The sequence below is a fragment of the Cellulosimicrobium cellulans genome (assembly GCF_024124905.1).
GTDB lineage: Bacteria > Actinomycetota > Actinomycetes > Actinomycetales > Cellulomonadaceae > Cellulosimicrobium > Cellulosimicrobium cellulans_G.
The window spans coordinates 194,405-208,888 of record NZ_JAMXST010000001.1 but is presented as its reverse complement, the minus strand read 5'-3'; the positions used below and the strand labels follow the sequence as shown (position 1 = coordinate 208,888).

The following is a 14,484-nucleotide window of genomic DNA, read 5'->3' as shown; positions in this document are numbered from 1 at the left end:
GATCGGGGAGGCGGAGACACCGTCCGGCGCGCTGTGGACGACGGCGGCGCGCGCGGTGGCGGGCACGCTACGGTGCCGCGCATGGTCCAGCAGGGGGACGGGACGACGACGGACGGCACGTCGGCGCGGGTCGCCGCACCGCAGGCGGTCGAGCGTGTGACGGCCGACGACGAGCCGCCCTGGGTGCGACGCCGGGGCGACGACCTCGTCCGCGAGCTCCGGATCGCCGGGCGGCTCGGGGCCGTCCTCGCGGGGCTCGCCGCGGCCGGCGCGGCGTGGTGGTCGGGTCCGTCGTGGGCCACGCCGGCCCTCGTGCTCGTGGCCGCGGCCGGAGCGGTCGTCGCCGTGGTCGACGCGCGCACGCACCGGCTGCCCGACGTGATCGTCCTGCCGTCCTGGCTCGCGTCCGTGCTCCTGATCGGCGCCGGCGCGGTCGGCACCGGTGACGGCGCCGCCCTCGGCCGTGCCGTCGCCGGCGGCCTCCTGGGCTTCGGGGCCTACGCCGCGCTCCGGATCGCCTACCCGCCGGGCCTCGGCTTCGGCGACGTGAAGCTCGCGGGGATGCTCGGCACGCCGCTCGCCTGGCTCGGGTGGGGTGAGCTCGTCGCCGGTCTCGTCCTGCCGTTCGTGCTCGGCGGCGTGTGGGCGCTCGCGCTCGTCGTCACGCGGCGCGCGCGCCGTGACACCGCGGTCCCCTTCGGCCCGTTCATGGTCGTCGGGGCGGGGGTCGCCGCCGTGCTCGGCGACGCAGCGCTCCGGGCGTACGCGATCGCCTGACAGCGGCGTCCGGCGCGCGCGACCCTGTCCGACGGTCTCCGACCGGCCGTCAGGCCGCGACGCCGAGCGCGGCCTCGAGCGCCTGGTCCATCGCGGCGAGCGGGGCCACCTTTCCCGTCATGAGGCGCACCTGCTCGGCCGCCTGATGCAGGAGCATGCGCTCGCCGCCCACGACGATGCCTCCCGCCGCAGCCCAGGCGGCCGAGAGCGCCGTGGGACGGGGGTCGTAGACGACGTCGAGCAGCACTCCCGTCACGCGCGGGGCCGCCTGCGCCAGCGCGTCGGCCACCGGGTCGGCCGCGCGCGACGGAAGGGTCGCGACGACGACGTCGGCCTGCCCGAGGCGGGCGACGAGCGCGGGCGACGAGTCGAGGATCTCGAACCGCGGCTCGACGCCCATGCGGTGCGCGGCGCGCTGGAGGGTGCCCGTGCGCCCGAGCGAGCGCACCAGGACCGTCGGCGCGGTGCAGCCGAGCTCGGCGAGCGCGGCCAGCGTGGACGCGGCGGTCGCGCCCGCGCCGAGCACGACGGCAGTCCGGGCGCCCCGCTCCCCCAGTCCCTCACGCAACGCGGCGACGAGACCGTGCACGTCGGTGTTCGTCCCGACGAACGTCGGGCGCCGCCCGCCCGTTGCCTGCACGACGAGCGTGTTCACCGCGCCGACGACGTTCGCGAGCGGGTCCACGTGGTCGAGCAGTGGGATCACGGCGTGCTTGAGCGGCATGGTCAGGCTCAGGCCCGCCCACGACGCGTCGAGCCCGTTGACCAGCGCCGGGAGCTGCTCCTCGGTCGTGTCGATCGCCTCGTACGACCAGCCGTCGAGGCCGAGCGCCTCGTACGCGGTCCGGTGCAGCACCGGGGACAGCGAGTGGGCGACGGGGTGGCCGAGGACGGCCGCCCGTCGCGGAGCGCGCGCGGCGCTCACCCGCCGTTCTCCGCGAGCCACTGCTTCAGCGCCTCGACGTTCTGGTTGTGCTCGGCGAGCGTGACCGCGAAGCGCGTCTCCTTCGTGTCGTAGTTCACCGTCGTCCAGAACAGCCAGTCGCCCGGTTCAGGGTTGAGGACCGCCTGCATCGAGGGCGCGCCCGGGGACGCGATGGGACCCGGCGGGAGCCCGTTGTGCGCGTAGGTGTTGTACGGGTTCGACGTGTCGCGCGTGTCCTCGGGGGTCACCTGGTACCCGGGAGGGTTGCCCGTGCCGTAGGCGACCGCCGCGTCGATCTGCAGCGGCATCCCCGTCGCGAGTCGGTTCTCGATCGCTCGCGACATCTTGGGCCGGTCCTCGTCGCGGCCGGCCTCCCGCTCGATGAGGGACGCCTTGATGAGGACGGCCTCCCTGTCCTCGGGTGCGACGCCGAGCTCGTCGAGCTTCATCAGCGTCTGGCTGACCATGCCCTGGATGATCCCGAGCGCGTTCTTGTCCTCGGGCTCGAGGACGTACGTCGTCGGGAAGAGCCACCCCTCGTAGTTGCCGTTCGCCTCGGCGGGAAGGCCGGTTGCGGCAGTGTCCGCCATCGCCGCCTCGAAGTCCGCGACCGGGATGTCGGTCACCGAAGACGCCTTCTCGAGGATCTGCGCGACCGTGCTGCCCTCGGGGATCGTGATCTTCGTCTCGACCCGCGAGTCGTTCGCCACGAGACGCGCGACGGCGTCCTTGGCCGACATGCCGAGGAGCAGCGTGTGGGTGCCCGGCTGGATCTTCCCTGCGTTCGGGTTCTCCTCGAACGCCTTCGCGAAGGCCGCCGAGCTGGCGACGACGCCGGCCTCGGTGAGCACCGCGCCCATGTCGCGGCCGGTCGAGCCGGGCTCGATGACGACGTCGACCGGGTCGGTGCCCGGGCCCTCGAAGTCCTTGGCCTCGAGCGGGTTGTCGAACCCGAAGAGGTCGGAGGCGTTGTCGAGCAGCAGGTACCCCGCGCCGCCCACCACGAGGAGGGAGACGAGCAGCACCACGAGGGCGCGGCGACGCCGGCGCTGGCGTCGCTTCTTCGCCGCACGGCGGGCGCGCTGCTCCGAGCGCGACGAGCGCGCGGGCTGCTGCTCGCCCTGGACGGCGGGCCGTTCGAACAGGTCGGTCACGGTCGGTGGTCTCCTGTCGGGTCTACAGGTTCTCCGGCGCGCGCCCCCGCGCCCCGCTCGGCGTCGAGAGCGGATTGCAGAATGATAACGGCGGCTGCCTGGTCGACGACGCTCCGGTGCTTGCGACCGGCGCGCCCCGACGCGTGCAGCGCCTGGTGCGCGCTGACCGTCGTCATCCGCTCGTCGACGAGGTGGACCGGCACCGGCGCGACGGCGCGTGCCACGAGTCCAGCGTACGCCCGCGCCCCCTGGGCGGCGGCACCCTCGCCACCGGAGAGGTGCCGTGGGAGGCCGACGTAGACCACCCGGGCGCCGCGCTCGTCGGCCTCGGCGGCGATCCGCGCGACGTCCGCCGGGACCGCAGCCCCGGACTTCGTGTCGCGCGCGAGCGTCTCGACGGGGGTCGCGACGAGCCCGTCGGGGTCGCTCGCCGCGAGGCCGACGCGCACGCTGCCCACGTCGACGCCGAGGCGCGCCCCCCGCGGGAGGGGGACGCGCCCGTCGTCACCGGGCGGTGGAGGGACGGCCGTCACGCGGCCGCCGCGGCGCCGTCGCGCACGCCCTGGAGGGCGGCCGGCAGCGCCGACACGTCCGTGCCGCCGCCCTGGGCCATGTCGTCCTTGCCGCCGCCACCACCACCCAGGGTCTGGGCGGCCGCCTTGGCCAGCACGCCGGCGCGAAGGCCCGCGGCACGGGCCGACGCGTTGGTCACGACGACCACCTGCGGGCGGTCCTTCGCGACCCCCCCGACCGCCACGACGGCCGGCTCGGACTCGCCGAGGCGGCCGCGCACGTCGAGCGCGAGCGCACGGAGGTCGTCCGCGGAGGCGACCTCGCCGGCGTCGTGCACGACGACGCGCGTGCCGCCCGAGAGCTCCGCACCCGCGGCGAGCGTGCCCGCCACCGCGAGGAGCTGGGACTGCCGGAGCTGCGCCAGCTCCTTCTCCGCGTCGCGCAGGCGCGACACGAGCGCGCCCACGCGGTCCGGGAGCTCCTCGGTCCGCACGTTGAGCAGACCGGTGAGCTGGCCGACGAGCGCGTGCTCCTTGGCCTGGAAGCCGTACGCGCCGTCGCCGACGAGGGCGTCGACGCGACGCACGCCCGAGCCGATCGACGACTCGCCGAGCAGCGTGACGAGGCCGAGCTGGCCCGTCTGCCGCACGTGCGTGCCCGCGCACAGCTCGCGCGACCAGTCGCCGCCGATCGACACGACGCGCACGACGTCGCCGTACTTCTCGCCGAACAGCGCCATCGCGCCCAGCGCGCGCGCCTCGGTGATCGGCATGAGCTGGTCCGTGACCTCGAGGTTCTCCTGGAGCTGGGTGTTGACCCGCTCCTCGATCTCCGACAGCGCGCCCGCCGGAACGGCGGACGAGCGCCGGAAGTCGAACCGGATGCGGCTCGGCGCGTTCTCCGACCCGGCCTGGGTCGCGTCCTTGCCGAGCGACTCCTGGAGGGCCTTGTGGATCATGTGCGTCGCCGAGTGGGCGCGGCTGATCGCCTTGCGACGGTCACGGTCGATCGTCGCGGTGCCCGGGTCGCCGAGCGCCGCGGTCCCCTCGACGAGGCGGCCGCGGTGCACCGACAGGCCCTTGATCGGGCGCTGGACGTCGTCGACCTCGATGGTCGCGCCGCCGTCGAGCACGATCGTGCCGTGGTCGGCGAGCTGGCCGCCGGCCTCCGCGTAGAACGGCGTGCGGTCGAGCACGACCTCGACGTCGGCGGGCGCGGTCGCGGCGGGCGCGGGCACGCCGTCGACGAGCAGCCCGGCCACGCGCACGGCGGCCGAGGACTCGGTGTAGCCGAGGAACTCCACCGGAGCGGACAGCTCCGACGCGAGCGACTCGTAGGCCGCCGTGTCCACGCCGCCCGAGCGCTTGGCGAGCGCGTCGGCGCGGGCGCGCTGGCGCTGCTCGGTCATGAGCGCGCGGAACGCCTTCTCGTCGACCTGGACGCCCTGCTCGGCGGCCATCTCGAGCGTGAGGTCGATCGGGAAGCCGTAGGTGTCGTGCAGCGCGAACGCCTGGTCGCCCCCGAGCACCGGCACCCCGCCGGTCCCCGCCGCGGACTTCGCCTTCGACACGGCCGTGTCGAGGATCGTCGTCCCCGAGGTGAGGGTGCGGCGGAACGCGTCCTCCTCCGTGTAGGCGACGTTCGAGATGCGCTCGAAGTCGGTCGCGACCTCCGGGTACGACGGCGCCATCGCGTCGCGGCTCACGGGGAGCAGCGCGGGCATCGCGCGGTCTTCGACGCCGAGCAGGCGCATCGCGCGCACGGAGCGGCGGAGCAGGCGGCGCAGGACGTAGCCACGACCCTCGTTGGAGGGACGCACGCCGTCGCTCATGATCATGAGCGCCGAGCGGACGTGGTCGGCCACGACGCGCATGCGCACGTCGTCCTCCTGGTTCGCGCCGTAGCGCCGGCCCGAGAGCGCCTCGGCGGCCGCGATGACGGGGAACACCTCGTCGATCTCGTAGAGGTTGTCCTTGCCCTGGAGCAGGTAGGCGACGCGCTCCAGGCCCATGCCCGTGTCGATGTTCTTGCGCGCGAGCTCCGAGACGATCCGGAACTCCTCCTTGGACTTCACGTCGTCGATCGCGTACTGCATGAACACGAGGTTCCAGATCTCGAGGTAGCGGTCCTCGTCGACGACGGGGCCACCCTCCTGACCGAACTCCGGGCCGCGGTCGATGTAGATCTCCGAGCACGGGCCGGCGGGACCGGGCTGGCCCGTGGACCAGTAGTTGTCCTTCTTCCCGCGGGCCTGGATGCGCTCGTCCGGCAGGCCGGCGATGCGCTTCCAGAGCTGCCGCGCCTCGTCGTCGTCGTGGTAGACGGTCACCCAGACGGTCTCCGGGTCGAACCCGTACTTGCCCTCCTCGCGCGAACCCGTGACGAGGTCCCACGCGTAGGTGATCGCGCCTTCCTTGAAGTAGTCACCGAAGGAGAAGTTGCCGTTCATCTGGAAGAACGTGCCGTGACGGGTCGTCTTGCCGACCTCGTCGATGTCGAGCGTGCGCACGCACTTCTGGACGCTCGTCGCGCGGTCCCAGGGCGGGGTCTGCTCGCCCGTCATGTACGGGATGAACGGGACCATGCCCGCGATCGTGAACAGCGTGGACGGGTCCGGGGAGACGAGCGACGCCGAGGGCACGACGGTGTGGTCGCGGTCGGCGAAGTAGTCGAGCCAGCGCTTGCGGATCTCGGCGGTGCGCATGATGTCCTTCGGGCAGTCGGTGGGTCGTGCGGGGTGCTTGCTGTGGGTCGCGGCGGCCGGGCCGCGCGGGTCCTAGAAGGAGTAGCCGAGGAGGTCCTCGACGTCGTCCGTGTCGTCGAACGGGCTGGGGTCTCCCGCGGCCGGGCGCGTGTGGCGGCCGGCCGCGCGCCGCGCTCGGACGACGTCCGGGTCCTCCTGGCCCTCCGCGAGGAGCGCCGCCATGAGCTCCTGCTCGCGCGCGTCGCGCGCGAGCGTGAACTCGGTGCGGAAGTCGCGGGCGATCTCGACGACCTTCTCGCCCAGACCGTTGACCTGCTCCGTCGCCTGGTCCACGAGCGACGCGGGTGCGTACCGCGCGAGGATCTTCTTCCCGCGGACGACGACCACGACCGTGATCGCGACCCCGACGCCGATCCAGAAGACGCGGCGCATCAGCGCGATCCCTCGGCACGTCCGGTGCCGTCCGACGAACGGCGTCGGCCGAACGAGCGGGCGGCCGCCTGGCGCACGCCGTAGGTGAACGCGGCGACCTTTACCAGCGGGGCGCCGAACGTCGCGGCGTACAGCCCCGTGAGCGCGGACACGTTCTCGCTCACCTGGGCGGCCGACGTCGTGATCGTGTCGACCTTGACGAGCTGGCTGTTGGTCGTGGCGACCGTGGTCGCGGCCTCGTCGAGGATCGGGACCGAATGGTCCGTCACCTCCTTGATGCTCGCGCGCGCCTCGTCGAGCACGCGGCCGAGCTTGAGGAGCGGCACGGCGAGCAGGCCGACGAGCAGCACGAACGCGATGGCTGCGATGAGGCCGGCCACGTCTCCCAGGGACATTCTTCCTCCAGTGCCAGTCAGGGTGCGTCGTGCACGGACGTCGCGCGTCGTGCGCGGGACGGTCCTCCTCGTCGCGGGGTCCTCGCGGACGTGCCCACGACTCCGCGAAACACTACCCGCACCAGGGCGGGGACCGCCGTCGGGCACGACACGACGACGCCGTCGCCGCGGTGGGGCGCGCGCACCGGTCCGGACGCACGAACGCCTCGCTCGCCGACGAAGCGGTGAGCGAGGCGTCCGGAGCGAGGGTCAGCGAGCGTAGTACTCGACGACGAGCTGGACCTCGCACTGCACGGGGACCTCGGCGCGCTTCGGGCGACGCGTGAGGATCGCGCTCAGCTTCTCGAGCTGGACGTCCAGGTAGCCCGGGACGGCCGGGAGGACGTCGCGGTGCGCGCCCGCGGCCGCGACCTGGAACGGCGTGGTCGCCTGGCTCTTCGGCTTGACCTGGAGGGTCTGGCCGGGCTTCACGCGGAACGACGGGCGGTCCACGATCTTGCCGTCGACGAGGATGTGGCGGTGCGTGACCGCCTGGCGCGCCTGCAGGATGGTACGGGCGAAGCCGGCGCGCAGCACGAGCGCGTCGAGACGGGTCTCGAGGTTCTCGACGAGCGCCTCACCGGTCAGACCCTTGTCCTTGCGGGCCTCCTCGTACGCACGCGCGAGCTGCTTCTCGCGGAGCATGTACTGGGCGCGCAGACGCTGCTTCTCGCGGAGACGGACCGCGTAGTCCGACTCGGTGCGGCGGCGGGCGCGGCCGTGCTCACCCGGGGGGTACGGGCGCTTCTCGAAGTGCTTGACGGCCTTCGGGGTGAGGGCGATGCCCAGGGCGCGGCTCAGGCGGACCTGGCGGCGCGAACGCTTGACAGACGTCACAGCGATATCTCATTCCTGTCGTGTGGGTACTGACGTCACACCTGGTCCCGGGAGTACGGGTCCGGGTGCGGGACCAGCCGATGGACCGCGCGCTTCTCCGAGGGAGAGTGCGGGTCGGGGCCGAGGTCCCAGGTGGTCGCCGTGAAGGCAACCTGAGAAGTCTACCGCACGCCCGGGTGGCGATCCCCCGACGGGTCAGCGCGCCGGCTCGTCCTGCGCCAGGATGTCCCGGATCCGCCCGAGGCGGTCGGAGACCTGGCGCTCGTACCCGCGGTCGGTCGGCGTGTAGTACCGCGACCCGACGAGCGTGTCGGGCAGGTACTGCTGCGCCGCGACGCCGTGGGGCGCGTCGTGCGCGTACCGGTACCCGGTGCCGTGGCCGAGCTGCTTCGCGCCCGGGTAGTGCGCGTCGCGCAGGTGCGACGGGACGGACCCGGCCTTCCCGGCGCGCACGTCCGCGAGCGCCGCGTCGATCCCGAGGTAGGCGGCGTTGGACTTGGGCGCGGTCGCGAGGTGCACGACGGCCTCCGCGAGGACGATCCGTCCCTCGGGCATGCCGATGAGCTGGACGGCCTGGGCGGCGGCGACGGCGGTCTGGAGCGCGGACGGGTCGGCCATGCCGACGTCCTCCGCGGCGGCGATGACGATGCGCCGGGCGATGAAGCGCGGGTCCTCCCCCGCCGCGATCATGCGGGCGAGGTAGTGCAGGGAGGCGTCGACGTCGGAGCCGCGCATCGACTTGATGAACGCGGACACGACGTCGTAGTGCTGGTCGCCGTCGCGGTCGTAGCGCACGGCGGCGACGTCCACGGCGCGTTCGACGGCCTCGAGGTCCACGCTCACCGGCGAGCCGTCCGCCGGGCCGGGCTCGCCGTCCTCGTCGGTCGTCGCGTCCTCGGAGGCCGCCACGGAGGCCGGGACCGGGGCGTCGGAGAGCGCGGCGCCGGCCGCCGCCTCGAGCACGGTGAGCGCCTTGCGCGCGTCGCCGCCCGCGAGGCGCACGAGGTGGTCCTCCGCCTCGTCGGTGAGCGCGACGAGACCACCCAGCCCCCGGTCGTCGGCGACGGCGCGGCGCACGAGGGCGCGGACGTCGTCGTCCCCGAGGGGCTGGAGCGTGAGCAGGAGCGAGCGGGAGAGCAGGGGCGAGTTCACGGAGAAGCTCGGGTTCTCGGTGGTCGCCGCGACGAGCGTGACCCAGCGGTTCTCGACGCTCGGCAGGAGCGCGTCCTGCTGGGACTTGGAGAAGCGGTGCACCTCGTCGATGAACAGGACGGTCTCCTCGCCGCCGGTCGCGAGGCGGCGGCGGGCGTCCTCGACGACGGTCCGCACGTCCTTGACGCCCGCGGTGACGGCGGAGAGCTCGACGAAGCGGCGGCCGGACGCGGTCGCGATGAGGTAGGCGAGCGTCGTCTTGCCCGTGCCGGGCGGGCCCCAGAGGATGACGGAGCCGGGCGCGGCCCGGCCGCCGGACGCGTCCGACTCGATGAGGCGCCGCAGGGGCGAGCCGGGGACGAGCAGGTGCGCCTGGCCCGCGACCTCGTCGAGGGCGGCGGGACGCATGCGCACGGCGAGCGGGGCCCCCGGTCCGGGTCGCGGCGTGCCCTGCGCGCCGGAGGTGGCGGCGCCGAAGAGGTCGCCGCCGAACAGATCACCGGTGGACATGCCCCGAGCCTACGCACCGCCGCCCACGCGCCCGGACGCCGCCGGCGTGGGGAGGTCGGGTGAACGTCGTCCACAGCGCCGCGAGGGATCTGACACGCGGCGCGGACGGATGGGATGCTGGCGCTCGTGTTCTCGAGCCTCGGTCGTCGTGTCGCCCGCCATCCCCGCCTCACGGTCGTCGTGTGGGTCGTCCTCACCGGGCTCGGGTTCGCGCTCGCGCTGTTCGGCGTGCACGGGGAGAGCGTGTTCGACCGGGTGACCACGGGGGCGCCCTCCATCCCCGGCTCGGACAGCGAGCGCGCGACCGAGATCCTCGCCGAGAACGACGAGGGCGGTCCCGAGATCACGCTGCTGGTGAGCGAGGTCGACCCGGGGGACGCGCAGGTCGTGGAGGCCATGACCGAGGTGAACGCGGACCTCGTGGCGATCGAGGGCGTGGACACGGTCATCAATCCCTACGTGATCCCCGGCGGGGTCGAGGACCCGGCCGCGCAGTCGCTCGTCGCGAGCGACGGGGACGGGTTCCTCACCGTGGTGACGCTGCGCACCGACCTCGACGCCGAGCGCACGGACGCCGTGGCCGAGCGCGTCGTCGAGCAGCTCGAGGCGGTGCCTGGCGTCCTCGCGGCGGCGGCTCCGGACGCGGCCGGGGACGCGACGGGCCTCGTGGGCTCGAACGCGCTCATCGTCGACGCCATCACGGGGCAGGTCGAGGAGGACCTGACGACGGGCGAGAAGGTCGCGCTGCCGGTCGCGCTGCTCATCATGGTGCTCGTCTTCGGCGGTTTCCTCGCCGCCGCGATGCCGATGGCGGGGGCCGTCGCGTCCATCGGGACGGGCCTGGGCGTGCTGCTGGGCCTCACGTACGTGCTCGACGTCGACGCGTCCGTGGTCAACGTCGTCACCCTGCTCGGGCTCGGGCTCTCGATCGACTACGGGCTGCTCGTCGTGTCGCGGTTCCGGGAGGAGCTGCACCGGCTGGTCGCCGCCGGCGACGACCCGTCCCTGCGCCGACGGCGCGGGGACGGCGTGGTCCACGCGGCGCTGATCCGGACGATGGAGACGGCGGGCCGCACGGTCGCGTTCTCGGCGCTCACGGTCGCGATCTCGATCGCCGGGCTCATGGTGTTCCGCCCGGACATCCTGCGGTCGGTCGGCGCGGGCGGCCTCGGCGTCGTCCTCGTCGCGGTGGCGACGGCGCTCACGCTCGTCCCCGCGCTCCTCGCGTTCTCCGGCCGCCGCCTCGCGAAGCCGGGGATCCTCGGCCGGATCCCCGGCCTGCGCCGCGTCCTCGCCCGGACCGCGGACGTGCAGTCCGACGAGGGTGCCTTCTCCCGCCTCGCCGCGCGCGTGCAGCGCCACCCGGTGTGGGTGCTGCTGACGACGGTCGTCGTGCTCGTCGTCCTCGCGCTGCCCGTGCTCGGCCTGCACATGCGCAACTCGGGCATCGAGCTGCTGCCCCAGGGGTCCCCGCAGCGGGAGTTCGTCGACGAGCTCGCGGCGCAGTACCCGTCGAGCGAGAGCGCCCAGGTCGTCGCCGTGGTCGACGCGAGCGTCGAGGACGCCCAGGCGTGGGCCGACGAGGTCGCGGGGCTCGACGGCGTCGCGAGCGTCGACCCCGCGGCACCGCTCGGCGACTACGCCGTCGTCGGCGTGCACGTCGACGCGGACGACGCCGGCGGGCCGGAGGCGGTGTCGGTCGTGCGGGAGGTGCGCGCCACCGACCCGGGGTTCGAGGTGTGGGTCACCGGGCAGGCGGCCGGGCAGGTCGACTTCCTCGACGCGCTCGGCGAGCGCGTGTGGTGGGCCGTCGGGATCGTCGTCGGCGCGACGCTCGTGCTGCTGTTCCTCATGACGGGATCGGTCGTCGTGCCGGTCAAGGCGCTGCTCACGAACGCGCTCTCGCTCGCAGCCTCGCTCGGCGTGCTCGTGTGGGTGTTCCAGGACGGGCACCTCGAGGGCCTGCTCGACTTCTCCTCGGTCGGCGGGATCGAGACCTACGTGGTCGCGCTGGTCGTCGCGTTCGCGTTCGGCCTCGCGATGGACTACGAGGTGTTCCTGCTCGCGCGCGTCAAGGAGCTCTACGACGCCGGCCATCCCAACGACGAGGCCGTGCGCCTCGGGCTCCAGCGCTCCGGGCGGATCATCACGTCCGCGGCGGCGATCATCATCGTCGTCTTCGCGGGCTTCGTCTTCGGCGTCCTCCTCGTCATCAAGGAGGTCGGGTTCGCGCTCGCCGTCGCGGTGCTCATCGACGCGACGATCGTCCGCCTGCTCCTGGTCCCCGCGACGATGACGCTGCTCGGCCGGTTCAACTGGTGGGCGCCACGCCCCCTGCGCTGGGTGCACCGCAAGCTCGCGATCACGCACTGAGCGTCCGCGCGGACAGCGCCGCCGGACGACGCCCTCAGCGGCGCGACTCGAACTCCTGCGTCACGACGAACCCGAGCGCGGCGTAGACGCGGCGGGCGGCGTCGTTGTCGGCGTACATGCCGAGCACGACGATCCCCTCGTCGTGCAGGCACGCCCGCGTCGCGACCGCCACGACGGCCCGGGCCGCACCCCGGCCGCGCGCCGCGGGATCCGTGGCGACACCACCGAGCGACCACGGGACGCCCGGCCCCGAGCGCCGCGCACCCGCGACGCTGCGGACCGTCCCCGTCTCGTCCCGCCAGCCCCACCAGCGGGTCCCGGGCTCGGACGGGTCGAGCTCCGCCGACGGGTTCGCCACGTCGAGCACGGCACGCACGCGGGCGCGACCCTCGTCGCCGTCGAGCGCCACGACCCGCTGCTCCCCCGGCTGGGCGGGCGGTTCGGACGTCGCGGTGAACCAGTCCCAGCGCGAGACGGGCTCCGCGCGCAGGTGCTCGGGGACCGCGCGACCGGTGCGACCGCCGAGGGCGGCCGCGGCCGTCGTCGTCCCGCGCGGGAGCGACGACCGCACCACCCCGGCGGCCAGGTCCGGCCGGTCGAGGAGGAGGTCCGCGACCCCCGTCGGCGTGCCGAGGCCCGACAGCGCGGCGGACCCGGCGTCGAACGCGCGACGCACGACGAGCGCGTCGTCGCGCGCCACGACGTCCAGGACGTCCCAGCCGTCCCGCTCCGCCCGGACGACCGGGTGGTCCGCCCAGCGGCCGAGGCTCGGTACGACGCGCGAGGGCGCGCCGACCCGGTCGTCGCGGGTCGGCGCGCCCTCGCGCGCGGTGCGGGTCGTCACGCCTCCGGCGTCGGCTCGCCCGGGTCGCTCTTCGGTACGGGCTTCGCGTCGACGCCCGCCTCCTTGCGCTGCTCGGGCGTGATCGGCGCGGGCGCCTGCGTCAGCGGGTCGAACCCGCCGCCCGACTTCGGGAAGGCGATCACGTCGCGGATCGAGTCCGACTTCGTCAGCAGCGCGACGATGCGGTCCCAGCCGAACGCGATCCCGCCGTGCGGCGGCGCGCCGAACTTGAACGCGTCGAGGAGGAAGCCGAACTTCTCCTGCGCCTCCTCGGGCCCGATGCCCATGACGTCGAACACGCGCTCCTGCACGTCGCGGCGGTGGATACGGATGGAGCCGCCGCCGATCTCGTTGCCGTTGCAGACGATGTCGTACGCGTACGCGAGCGCCTCGCCCGGGTTCTGCTCGAACGTGTCGACCCAGTCGGGCGTGGGCGACGTGAACGCGTGGTGCACGGCGGTCCAGGCGGAGTTGCCGAGATCGACGTCGTCGTCCTCGCCCGTCGGCTTGAACAGCGGCGCGTCCACGATCCAGACGAACGCCCAGGCGTCCTCGTCGATGGCACCCGTGCGCTTCGCGATCTCCTGGCGCGCGGCGCCGAGCAGCGCGCGCGAGTCCGACGTCTTGCCCGCGGCGAAGAACACGGCGTCGCCCGGCTGCGCGCCGGTCGCGTCGCGCAGACCCTCGCGCTCGGCGTCGGACAGGTTCTTCGCGACGGGGCCGCCGAGCGTGCCGTCCTCGCCGAACGTCACGTACGCGAGGCCGCGAGCGCCGCGCTGCTTGGCCCACTCCTGCCACGCGTCGAACTGGCGGCGCGGCTGCGACGCCCCGCCCGCCATGACGACCGCGCCGACGTACTCCGCCTGGAACACGCGGAACGGCGTGTCCTGGAAGTAGTCCGTGAGCTCGACGAGCGGGTTGCCGAAGCGCAGGTCCGGCTTGTCCGACCCGTAGAGGCGCATGGCGTCGTGGAACGTCATGCGCGGGATCGGGGTCGGGATCGTGTACCCGATGAGCTCCCACAGCGCGACGAGGATCTTCTCGGCGAGCGCGATGACGTCGTCCTGCTCGACGAAGCTCATCTCGACGTCGAGCTGCGTGAACTCGGGCTGCCGGTCGGCGCGGAAGTCCTCGTCGCGGTAGCAGCGCGCGATCTGGTAGTAGCGCTCCATGCCCGCGACCATGAGGAGCTGCTTGAAGAGCTGCGGCGACTGCGGCAGCGCGTACCAGGAGCCGGGCGCGAGGCGTGCCGGCACGAGGAAGTCGCGCGCGCCCTCGGGCGTCGAGCGCGTGAGCGTCGGCGTCTCGATCTCGACAAACTCCTCCGCGTCGAGCACGCGGCGCGCGGCCTGGTTGACCTTGGCGCGCAGGCGCAGCGCGTGCGCGGGCGCGGGGCGGCGCAGGTCGAGGTAGCGGTGCTTGAGGCGCGCCTCCTCGCCGATCGTCTCGGTGTCCGCGAGCGCCGTGGAGACCTGGAACGGCAGCGCCTCGGACGTGTTGAGCACGACGACGTCGCTCGCGACGACCTCGATCTCGCCCGTGGGCAGGGCCGCGTTCTCGTTGCCGTCGGGTCGGCGCGAGACCTCGCCCGTGACCTGGAGGACGAACTCGTTGCGCAGCGGGTGCGCGACGGCCTCGTCGCGGATGACGACCTGGGCGATGCCGGACGCGTCCCGCAGGTCGATGAAGGCCACGCCTCCGTGATCGCGCCGACGGTCGACCCAGCCCGTGAGGGTGACGGTCTGACCGGTGTGCTCGGCCCGCAGTGAGCCGGCCGTTCGGGTGCGCAGCACGGAGGGTTCCTTCCAGGTGGGCGGTGGGGGTGGCGC

General features: G+C 73.8%; 12 protein-coding genes. 2 read left to right on the top strand and 10 right to left on the bottom strand.

What is annotated here, in order from left to right:
- Positions 1 to 81 precede the first annotated feature (81 nt).
- Positions 82 to 777, top strand: coding sequence for a prepilin peptidase (locus tag NHH00_RS00920; protein WP_253049340.1), 696 nt, complete (start codon positions 82 to 84; stop codon positions 775 to 777).
- A gap of 49 nt (positions 778 to 826) precedes the next feature.
- Here NHH00_RS00920 and NHH00_RS00915 read toward each other — a convergent pair whose 3' ends face one another.
- From NHH00_RS00915 to NHH00_RS00880, 8 genes are all read right to left on the bottom strand, one after another.
- On the bottom strand, positions 827 to 1,702 hold the full coding sequence (locus NHH00_RS00915; RefSeq protein WP_253049339.1) for a shikimate dehydrogenase: 876 nt from the start codon (positions 1,700 to 1,702) through the stop codon (positions 827 to 829).
- Entirely contained in the window at positions 1,699 to 2,856 is a 1,158-nt protein-coding gene (gene mltG, locus NHH00_RS00910) for an endolytic transglycosylase MltG (protein WP_253049338.1), read from the bottom strand. The genes NHH00_RS00915 and mltG overlap by 4 nt, the downstream gene beginning before the upstream one ends.
- Positions 2,853 to 3,389 carry a Holliday junction resolvase RuvX gene (gene ruvX / locus NHH00_RS00905; RefSeq protein ID WP_308202242.1) on the bottom strand — a complete coding sequence of 179 codons (537 nt, stop codon included), beginning with the start codon at positions 3,387 to 3,389 and terminating at the stop codon, positions 2,853 to 2,855. Before ruvX ends, mltG begins: the two co-directional genes overlap by 4 nt.
- Positions 3,386 to 6,073: an alanine--tRNA ligase gene (gene alaS, locus NHH00_RS00900; RefSeq protein ID WP_253049335.1), complete on the bottom strand. Its 2,688-nt coding sequence runs from the start codon at positions 6,071 to 6,073 to the stop codon at positions 3,386 to 3,388. The genes ruvX and alaS overlap by 4 nt, the downstream gene beginning before the upstream one ends.
- Positions 6,074 to 6,145: 72 nt before the next feature.
- Positions 6,146 to 6,505, bottom strand: a complete 360-nt coding sequence (locus NHH00_RS00895) for a hypothetical protein (protein WP_253049333.1) — start codon at positions 6,503 to 6,505, stop codon at positions 6,146 to 6,148.
- Positions 6,505 to 6,900: a DUF948 domain-containing protein gene (locus NHH00_RS00890; RefSeq protein ID WP_253049331.1), complete on the bottom strand. Its 396-nt coding sequence runs from the start codon at positions 6,898 to 6,900 to the stop codon at positions 6,505 to 6,507. Before NHH00_RS00890 ends, NHH00_RS00895 begins: the two co-directional genes overlap by 1 nt.
- A gap of 249 nt (positions 6,901 to 7,149) precedes the next feature.
- The gene (rpsD, locus tag NHH00_RS00885; RefSeq protein WP_047234514.1) at positions 7,150 to 7,776 is read right to left on the bottom strand and encodes a 30S ribosomal protein S4; all 627 of its coding nucleotides are present in this window, start codon (positions 7,774 to 7,776) and stop codon (positions 7,150 to 7,152) included.
- 195 nt (positions 7,777 to 7,971) lie between these two features.
- On the bottom strand, positions 7,972 to 9,438 hold the full coding sequence (locus NHH00_RS00880) for a replication-associated recombination protein A (RefSeq protein WP_253049329.1): 1,467 nt from the start codon (positions 9,436 to 9,438) through the stop codon (positions 7,972 to 7,974).
- Between the two features lie 126 nt (positions 9,439 to 9,564).
- On the opposite strand from NHH00_RS00880, the gene NHH00_RS00875 reads away from it, so the two are divergent.
- A complete protein-coding gene (locus tag NHH00_RS00875; protein ID WP_308202241.1) occupies positions 9,565 to 11,811 on the top strand; it encodes an MMPL family transporter in 2,247 nt (748 codons plus the stop codon).
- A 34-nt stretch (positions 11,812 to 11,845) separates the two neighbouring features.
- Here the strand turns inward: NHH00_RS00875 and NHH00_RS20905 are convergent, their stop codons facing one another.
- Positions 11,846 to 12,655: a GNAT family N-acetyltransferase gene (locus tag NHH00_RS20905; protein WP_253049325.1), complete on the bottom strand. Its 810-nt coding sequence runs from the start codon at positions 12,653 to 12,655 to the stop codon at positions 11,846 to 11,848.
- Complete coding sequence (gene aspS / locus NHH00_RS00865) at positions 12,652 to 14,448, bottom strand: aspartate--tRNA ligase (RefSeq protein ID WP_253049323.1); 1,797 nt, start codon at positions 14,446 to 14,448, stop codon at positions 12,652 to 12,654. The genes NHH00_RS20905 and aspS overlap by 4 nt, the downstream gene beginning before the upstream one ends.
- Positions 14,449 to 14,484: the final 36 nt, after the last annotated feature.